We start from the raw sequence: 6,006 nt of genomic DNA, 5'->3' as shown, positions 1-6,006 counted from the left end.
CAGGGCTTCGGGTGGGTCAAGACCGTGGGGCGCATGCGTCAGGTGATGGTGCGCGGTCTGAAGAAAGTCGATCAGATGTTTGTGCTGAGCATGGCCGCCTACCACCTCGTGCGCATGCGCTCGCTGGGACAAATCCGTCCGCAGTTGCAGTAATCGCGCTAATGAGGCCGGAATGGGCGCCAAAACGCGGAAAAAGCCGAGGCAGTGACGTCCGGCTTCCGGATTGTGAAAAACAGCGCTCCCCGCCTTGCGGGGAAAAACTCATCGCTAGCGCGATGAGTACTTCAGCAGCCTGATAGGGGATACGTGATTTGAAAGCAGCCCAGCCCCATGAACTATGTCAAAGAAAATGTTCGCCACCATACAACGACTCGTGCAGGGCTGGACATTCGGTTAAGAAATTTGCTGAGCCACCCAATGGCTCGGCGTAAGGCTATTCAGCTTTCATGGCGAATATGCAGACGCTATTCATCACAGTCGCCCCAAGGCGGAATGGTGAAGTGCGCAATCACTACTTGAAGACGGAGTGTACTCAGTCGCTTCCTTCAATATCTCTGCTTCCTGTGTCTTTTTTCCCAAGAGCCTTTGCAACTCTCGAATCTCGTTCATCGCGGCGGCTAATTGAGATGCGGGAACCAAAGCCTCGCCGATATTGTGAGGGGCCAGAGTACCATCTTGGTACTGCTTCCGCCATGCGGACACTTGATTGGGATTGACTTCATGGCGCCTGGCCACCTCTAAGACGGTTACACCTGGTTCCAGGGTTTCCTGCACAATAGCAAGCTTTTCATGCACGGACCGCCGCCGCCGCCGCTCTGGCTCGCTCAAGGCCTCGTTTCCTCCTTCAGAAGGGTTGGACTTCAAACTGGTCACAAAATATCTCCTCTAATTTAAAAACGTCCCTAGGTATCATACGAGGCAGGCATGTCTTGGTGAACACGCTGACATTAGCTAGCTCACCGTTCCATTAACTCATCAGGCAGCACTACCGCGGACTCTTTAGTTTCCAGCCAATTGCGTAAAGCATGAAAACGAAATATTAAAACCCATGCGTTACATGGCCCAAGAGACTGAAACTGAAACAAGGAACGCCGCACGTTTTTGATTTGCCTTAGCATGCTTCAGCATCTGATACATGACAGGTGACTAGAATGAGGCGTCTTGTGGCTTGCAAAAACCTGACGCAGCCTGGAGTCGATGACTTCGAAGAAGTACCATCACTACCTTGCAAATAACGCCTCAGCAATTCTTCGAGCGAGCTTCGCACCAATGTTGGTGGAACCCGGAGTTGTAAGTCATTTGAATGAAAAATCATCAGCCGCCTCCAGGAAGTCGGGATTGTAGAGGGCGTACCTCCGGACGTAAAATGAACTGTATTCAAATCGTTATGAAGCTCGCTCATGAGGGTATGTGAAGACCGCTGCTGCAATAGAAAATGAGTACGGTACAGCACATCCATGACGCGCCCCTTCATGTATCAGAGATGCCCTGTGCCGGCATATGCCTTGACTATAGCGGGCACTTTGCTTGCCTCATAAGGCGTTATCATGCAGGACGAGGCCTTGGACTTTGATGAGTGAATTATATTTTTTCTCAGCGCTTCAAATGCTTCCATTACGGCAGAGTATTGCGTAAAATCGTTGTTCGAGGGTTCAGGGATAGCGACATTGCCGAGGCAAGGGCGACCGGCTTTTTCTTTGCACTCCCGCTGGGCTACAGCGCCGAGACTACCGAGCGCTCCAAAGATATAGCCATCGTCAGGCAAAATTGGAAAGATCACATTATCAAAGTAGTTCGCCTCGACAAAAAGATGTGCTTTTTCACTCGAGTCGATCGCATGCCAAGAACCATTCTGGAAATAGTTATTAACCACATGCACAATGGCATCGCTGCCAGAAACTTTCGGTGCTCGCCCGGAAAAATCATGAATCCAATTATTGGATAAAGTAATATTTTGCTTTTTTGCAGTTAGCAAGATATTCCAATAATGTTTCCCGTTGCACTCAGGTGAGTAAGCGCTTGTGCCGTCGAAATTATTCCACGAAATAGTGACGTTGATTGCAGGCCTGAAGTGATCGACAATCATTTGTCGGCCAATATTGTGGAAGGTATTATGATCTATCCAAACTCGGTCCACCCCTTCCAGCGATATTGCGTCGCCACCAAAAACGATGCCGTTATTAATGTCACTTATCGTAAGATTTCTTATTTCGACGTTGCGGGAGTTCACCAGACGCAGTCCCTTTCCCTTTAGCGCTGCGGACGAGCTGGCGCCAATTAAGGTCTTATTTGAACCGACCGATAGCGGATTTTTCCCGGCCGCATCGTAAGTAATCCCTGTGACTTCTTTTCCACTGCAATGCCTATCGTTCGCATCGACAAGGATCAATGCTTCCGGCTCGTACGGCGTCGGACATTCACCTTTTATTTTGCCGGGATAACAGCCACGCTCCGAGGAGGTTTTTTCTGTCCCTGTGTAGTCAATCGTTGTTGCGATTCTTATGATGCGTGGAGTTGCATCAGAGCATACTCCTTCCGCATTAAATGAATTACACAGGGCATTCTTCAGTTGCTCCCGGCCATCAATTGGATCTGTGATATTCACGACTTCCCCGCCCATCCCGCCGATCGTTGCTGCGCCGAACCCTTTCGGCCGACTAAAATCAAATTCCGTTGCGCACGATCCGGATAAATTAAACAGGAAGGCCGCCGAGCCCAGCACCAGAGTCGCTCGCTTGAATGCCATATGAAATAACATATAATTCCTTGTCAATATTTAGACATTGCCAATAATTGAGGTTTCCTATTTTCGGCTTCCATAGGTCCGGGGTTATGCAGCCCAATCTGTCGCCTGCTGAACAGTGAGCCAGTCCTGCAGGAACTGAGTCGGCGATTACGAAGGTGAGGGACGAATGACGACCACTGCGGTTATAGAACACTTCGATGTATTCGAACAGGTCCGCAGCGGCCTCACGTTGCGTCCGGTACCGCGTGGAAGGAGTTCGTTCGTTCTCCAAACTGTTGAAGAGCTCTTCGTCGGCGCGTCCCAACAATTTCCCCATGCCGGGCCTGCGGCGGAACCACGCCAACACATCCGCCACAAGGTCCGCCGTCATGCGCGCCTTGATGGACCAGCCCACGACTTCCCGATTCAACAGATCCAGCACCAATTCAGTGCCGGCTAAATCAACCCGTCGCGAGATGCGATGGTGGCAAATTCTGGGAACTTCAGGGTAGAATCTCGCGCGTCGCTACAGGGCCGGACGCTGTGTTGGTTGCAGGCAGCGGACTCATAATCCGCCGGGGATATCCCACCGTGGGTTCGAATCCCACCCGGCCCACCAAGCGCGATATCTTTCATAGCTCTTCGACTCTTCGCCAGGAACGGCGATATCCAACCAATCTGTAGCTTCACGTTCTCGAAGCTATAAAGGCGCACGACGGCCGCTGGACAGACAAACCAGGCACTGCGGGTATTGCATCGACCAAGTCTTCGAGGACAACCGAGTCGTGCCGATTGAAACCGATGACAGTCAGTGCCCGAGGAACGCCTTGCCGGTCTACGATGAGATGGCGTTTGCTGCCTAATCTGCCGCGATCTGTGTGGTTGGGCCCGGTATGCTCGGTGCTCGGGGCTGGCGCATTGCTGCGCTGGCAAGCTTCGCCCGACTCCACTCATCCCAGGTTCGGCGCGCTCGCGAGCAACACGGACGGTCTCTGTGCGCTTCACCTGGGAAAGCGTCGGCAACAGACAGACGCGCGCCACCCGCAGCAGGGTGCGGCTATAGCAGCGCGTGTCGCAAAAGTCGACTGTGGTCAACCACATCAAGTCACACCGGGGCAATATGTCCCTGTTCAGGGAGCGTTTGAACTGGCTGGCAATGACGAAGCCCGATCATAGCAGGAAGACCGCGCGCTTCGACGTCGGCTTGGGTCGACCCCGGAGCAGCTGCAGTAGCGGGCCGGCAGCAGCACTAGGAGTCGATATGTGTCAACAGGCAAGCACCTGCAATGTGCGTTGGTGCCCGTTACGCCGGGGTACGGGGTGACAATTTGCATACTGGGCGGTAATCGCGCCTGAACTGCGATTTTCTCCGACGCAATTGAGGCGGCGCGGGCGCCAATCCCATCATGACTTCGAACTGTAAATCTTATCTATTAAATTCGCATAAGTGTCAGGGCTCACTCCAGATTTGCTTAGCCTTGCGCGCAAAGTCCTACCTTTGATTTTATTAATGCTATTCTTGAGGTCCATTAAGCCTTGTAATTTCGGGGACTCCTTTACGTCCTTTGGCTGTTGCTCGACGAGAACGGCGACGGCATCAATTACTCTGCCTATTTGGCTTCCATAGCTGTGATCACGCGTGATTTCACGCTCCATATCCGGATCCGAGCTATTCTCCTTGTTGATGGTGATTGAATTGTTGGTAGTGCTATTGGTTGCGAACCAGCCCGGCAAAATCGGCTGGCAGAAAGTTGCAAATATCTGCGAAAACGCCTTCATGGTTTCCGCCATTGAGTCGATAAATTTGTCAGTATCATTGGCATTTTTATCATGTGCACACATATTTGCATACCTCATTTTCTATATAGCGGCTTGGACAATGTCTAGTGACTAATAAAGCAGGGATTGAGGTGGATAATCCTCGGCTAAAACCGTGACCACCAACCCTGCAATGAAAGGATCGGCGTACCTCATCTGCTTTGCCCCAGTCCGCTCACGCAAACCTTATGCCAAATAGCGCAGCGTTCCGAGAGACGCTCGTAGGCGGACCCAAAACAAGGGGGGCCGCTGAAGATAGTGACGGTTCAGCGTCGATTTGACTCGCCCACAGACGGCTCAGCGAAGCAGGTGCCGATCTAGGCGCAGATAGGATTGAGAATGAAGGGAACGGAAATAGTGCGGCTGAGACTACGGAGTCTGCGGCCACAGGTCCCTTATTCTCACATCTGCGGCAAGAATCGGCACAGTCATTCGAGCGATGCTATGTGCTGAAAGAATGCCCACATAATTCGTTGGCTTTGTCGAATTTCCGACGTCACGATTGCATATTTGGGCACCTCGGTGCCGGCGCGCTTTTTGTTTCTAAGCCGCAGTGCATCGAAATCTTTGATGACAGGTCACCGACTCATCTGCTCATGTCAGGGCTATGAAGTCGCACAGTAAGCTATATAGGAGGGCAAACTCGTAGAGCGAGCCGACAAGGTTTGTGATTAGCCAGCGCCCAGATGGGGGCAGTGATGATTCTACCTCCGGCTTTGGCAGATTCAGAAAGTGGCGGCGCGATTTTGGCAATGCACCGTTGTCTGATCAGTCAGTCCCGATTCGGCATCTCGCCGTCATACTCGAGCAATTGGCCGGTCAGCGCAACAGCTTGATGGAATCGTTCAGCCGGTGTATCGAAGTTTAGTGCCTTGCGCGGGCGTTCGTGGAGCCGCCTGGCAATGGCATTGAGCTTGGCTTGCGAATAGATCGAGAGATCGGTTCCTTTCGGAAGGTACTGTCTCAAGAGCTCGTTGGTGTTTTCGTTCGTGCCGCGCTGCCAGGGATTTTGAGGTTCGCAGAAATAGACCCTGATATCGGTCGCGACAGTGAAGCTCTTGTGGCCAGCCATCTCTGTGCCGCGATCCCACGTCAGCGATTTTGTAACAATTCCTGCTGTAGTTTGCCAGCGTGCTTGATCAGGGCGTTGACTACAGCCTCAGAGTCCTTGCTGGCAATCTTCACGAGCATCACGAACTTTGTCTGGCGTTCGACGAGTGTTGCAATCTGGCTGTTGGCGCTGCCGACAGCAGATCGCCTTCCCAGTGTCCAGGCATCGCGCGATCCTCTGCCGTATGGAAGGCCTGATTCAGGGTCGCATGTCATGACAACGCCACTTACCGCGATATCTTTGGCCATCGGTTGGACGAACACCTCGTCGGATGGCAATAGGGTGCCGTACGAAGAGAACACATCATCTATTGCTTGAATCAGTTGCTCATCGGTACGGACATTTAATACAG

General features: G+C 52.2%; 2 protein-coding genes, 1 tRNA gene and 5 pseudogenes. 2 read left to right on the top strand and 6 right to left on the bottom strand.

Going from position 1 to position 6,006, the window contains the following annotated elements; genetic code table 11:
* Positions 1-153, top strand: a pseudogene (locus A3AG_RS33785) (IS5/IS1182 family transposase); the annotation flags it as partial.
* Positions 154-477: 324 nt separating this feature from the next.
* On the opposite strand, the pseudogene A3AG_RS32170 reads toward A3AG_RS33785, so the two are convergent.
* From A3AG_RS32170 to A3AG_RS32515, 3 genes and pseudogenes are all read right to left on the bottom strand, one after another.
* Positions 478-873 (bottom strand): annotated as a pseudogene (locus tag A3AG_RS32170) (transposase); the annotation flags it as partial.
* Positions 874-1,477: 604 nt separating this feature from the next.
* Complete coding sequence (locus A3AG_RS32520; protein WP_157625309.1) at positions 1,478-2,746, bottom strand: pectate lyase family protein; 1,269 nt, start codon at positions 2,744-2,746, stop codon at positions 1,478-1,480.
* An 84-nt stretch (positions 2,747-2,830) separates the two neighbouring features.
* A pseudogene (locus A3AG_RS32515) lies at positions 2,831-3,170 on the bottom strand (IS3 family transposase); the annotation flags it as partial.
* Between the two features lie 86 nt (positions 3,171-3,256).
* On the opposite strand from A3AG_RS32515, the gene A3AG_RS0100430 reads away from it, so the two are divergent.
* A tRNA-Ile gene (locus A3AG_RS0100430) sits at positions 3,257-3,344 on the top strand.
* Positions 3,345-3,435: 91 nt separating this feature from the next.
* On the opposite strand, the pseudogene A3AG_RS34405 reads toward A3AG_RS0100430, so the two are convergent.
* From A3AG_RS34405 to A3AG_RS32500, 3 genes and pseudogenes are all read right to left on the bottom strand, one after another.
* A pseudogene (locus A3AG_RS34405) lies at positions 3,436-3,677 on the bottom strand (IS5/IS1182 family transposase); the annotation flags it as partial.
* Between the two features lie 452 nt (positions 3,678-4,129).
* On the bottom strand, positions 4,130-4,567 hold the full coding sequence (locus A3AG_RS32505) for a hypothetical protein (protein WP_012354759.1): 438 nt from the start codon (positions 4,565-4,567) through the stop codon (positions 4,130-4,132).
* A 748-nt stretch (positions 4,568-5,315) separates the two neighbouring features.
* Positions 5,316-5,835, bottom strand: a pseudogene (locus A3AG_RS32500) (IS30 family transposase); the annotation flags it as partial.
* Between the last annotated feature and the right edge of the window lie 171 nt (positions 5,836-6,006).

The sequence above is a fragment of the Cupriavidus neocaledonicus genome (genome assembly GCF_000372525.1).
GTDB classification, from domain to species: domain Bacteria; phylum Pseudomonadota; class Gammaproteobacteria; order Burkholderiales; family Burkholderiaceae; genus Cupriavidus; species Cupriavidus neocaledonicus.
The sequence above is the reverse complement of the archived record's forward strand: the minus strand, read 5'-3'. Positions and strand labels throughout refer to the sequence as shown.

Coding starts and splice junctions, on each gene's coding strand:
- A3AG_RS32505 (WP_012354759.1), bottom strand. CDS start 4,567: ATGTGTGCACATGATAAAAATGCCAATGATACTGACAAATTTATCGAC.
- A3AG_RS32520 (WP_157625309.1), bottom strand. CDS start 2,746: ATGGCATTCAAGCGAGCGACTCTGGTGCTGGGCTCGGCGGCCTTCCTG.